Origin of the sequence: Photorhabdus heterorhabditis (genome assembly GCF_001280945.1) — a bacterium.
In the GTDB taxonomy this organism is placed as follows: Bacteria; Pseudomonadota; Gammaproteobacteria; order Enterobacterales; family Enterobacteriaceae; genus Photorhabdus; species Photorhabdus heterorhabditis.
This window is the reverse complement of sequence record NZ_LJCS01000140.1, coordinates 1-2,260: the sequence shown is the minus strand read 5'-3', so window position 1 is coordinate 2,260 and position 2,260 is coordinate 1. Positions and strand designations below refer to the sequence as shown.

Annotated in this window: 1 protein-coding gene; it reads right to left on the bottom strand. The window is 50.4% G+C overall.

The window, feature by feature from the left end:
* A partial coding sequence (locus tag AM629_RS20855) for a filamentous hemagglutinin N-terminal domain-containing protein (RefSeq protein WP_420806702.1) occupies positions 1–2,260 on the bottom strand: 2,260 nt, incomplete at both ends.

The window sequence follows — 2,260 nt, the reverse complement described above, 5'->3', positions numbered from 1 at the left end:
CTTCTGAGACGTTTAGGGTCAGTTGAGGCGCATGAGTTAATGCCCGTGCAATCAGCGCAGCAGTGACCGGCGTATATTTCCCTGCCACTGAGTTATACCGCCCTGCCGGTGAGTGCAGTTCGGGGTTGTGTTGGGTGATTGTCGTCGTCCCGTTGACCAACAACGTGGCGTCAGTATCAACCAGGTGACCGCCGGCATTCAGGGTTAAATTGTGGCCGGCAGTGAGGGTACTTCTGATTATCGGGAATTGAAATTGTGGGTAAGATTGTTCGTCTTCCTCGTCACGGGCATTTTCATATTCATCATGCTTTTCATAACCCTTTCCGTGTGCATTTTCATATTCATAGGGGGCTTCGGGGGTGATTTTACTGATATCAAGCTCCCCACCACTGGTCAGCGTGATATCTTTCCCTGCCGTCAAGGAAATGCTTCTCAGATCGACAATCTTTCCGGCATGGATCTCAATATTGTCATCCGCCTGTAATTGGCTGAGCTGGCGCAGACGCTGATTAATTAACGTTTGTTTAGCGCCGTCATTGAGTGGACTCTGTTCATCAATTAAATCACCCGAGGCATAAATCTCAAGCTTATCATTGGTTGCCAAAAAGATATTTTTCGCCCGGTTAATCAGGGTATCGGCAATATTAATAGGACCCTCGGCGATAATACGTAATAGGTTATCAGCAGAAAGCGTGGTTAATACCCTGACGCCTTCCGGGGTATAGTCGTCTCCAGAGACAACCGACAGCCCCCCCCGGCTGGCAAGCAAGGTCACATCCCGACCGGAAATATCATAGCCATTCACGTCAAGATGTGACTTTCCATCCAGCATGACATGATCCCCGGCTTTTAAGTTCCCCTGGCCTAAATAGATTGTCTCTGCGTCAATGATTAAGTTTTGTTCTGCCCTCATTGACGCACGACTCACTAAATCTCGGGCAGTTAAAGACAGGTTTTTCCCGGTGATTAACGCCCGATCTGTGGGGTTCTTGCCCGCTTTAACATGCTCTTTATCAAAATTAAAACTAAATTTATCTTTCAATACCGCGGTTAAATCTCCCCCAGCGCTGAGTTTACCGAGGATATTCCCCTGACGGTCTTTTATCGCTTCCGTTGAAAAATTTTTGCCGGTCAGGGTGAGATTGTGCGCGGCGCTTAACTCACCCCCATTATTTATCTCGTCAGCGGTAATGCGACTGTTTTTCCCCGCGCTAATGATGGGGTGACTTTGCCGGGTTGAGTTGACGTTATCCAGTCTGGCCGCTTTCAGGGTGATATCTCCCCCCGCCCGGATTTGGCCCTGATTGTGGAGTGTGTCGGTGGTCAACATCAGATGTTGACCGGCCTGTACATGACTTTTTGCTGTCGTTTCAATGGCTTTGCTGTTGATGTGGAGGTCGGTTTTGGCCTGGACCTCCCCCAGGATAATTTTACCCTCAGCGGTTAAACGGATAGCGTCCTGCGCGGTGGTCAGATGGGTGAGATTAACCCCCACCCCCGCTTCAGTCGCCACCAGCCGGATTTTATTGGCGTACATGCCGCCTAAGGCTTTGGTATCAACCGCTAATTGCGGTTTAGCGCCTTCGCCCGCGATAGGTTTCACGGTGCCATCTTTCAGGTTGATGCGGTTGGCGCCCTGCGTCAGCGACAGGGTATTGGCCTGAATTTTTCCATTTAATTCGGTTGCCCGGCTGAGGATATCGACATACTCTGTCGCCTTGCCATCCAGCCCTTTATCACCAATGGTAATCTGGCCCTGTTTCACTGCCAGCGCTGCCAGCGCGCCCTGTTTATCAAATTGCGGTTTACCGGTGGTCAGGGTGGCGCCCGAAGTATGAATAAAACCACAGCCATCACAGGTGATGCCGTTGGGGTTGGCAATCATCACATTGGCTTTATTACCCACAATTTCCAACTGGCCTTGAAGCTGAGAACGTCGGTTGCCGGTCACTTCATTGATGATCAGTTCCGCTGGCTTCTCTTTCAGATTAGGGTTGGCGTTAAGTTGCCCGGCCAGTTGGGATTGCGCCGCCTGAGTGGCGTTATTAAGGACGGCGCCTTGCGTGGCGACATTGAACTCTTTATAAGTATTGTGAGATATCCCCATATCATTTGGCGTAGCAATATTGACCACCGGGACATTGCCCTGATTTTGGACCTGTGTTTGGGGGCTATCCGGTGTTATTCCCGCAGCAATCGCCGGGTGTAGTGGCTGGATTGCCGTCAGGTAAATTAAAAGATAACTCGTGGTTCTGACCAC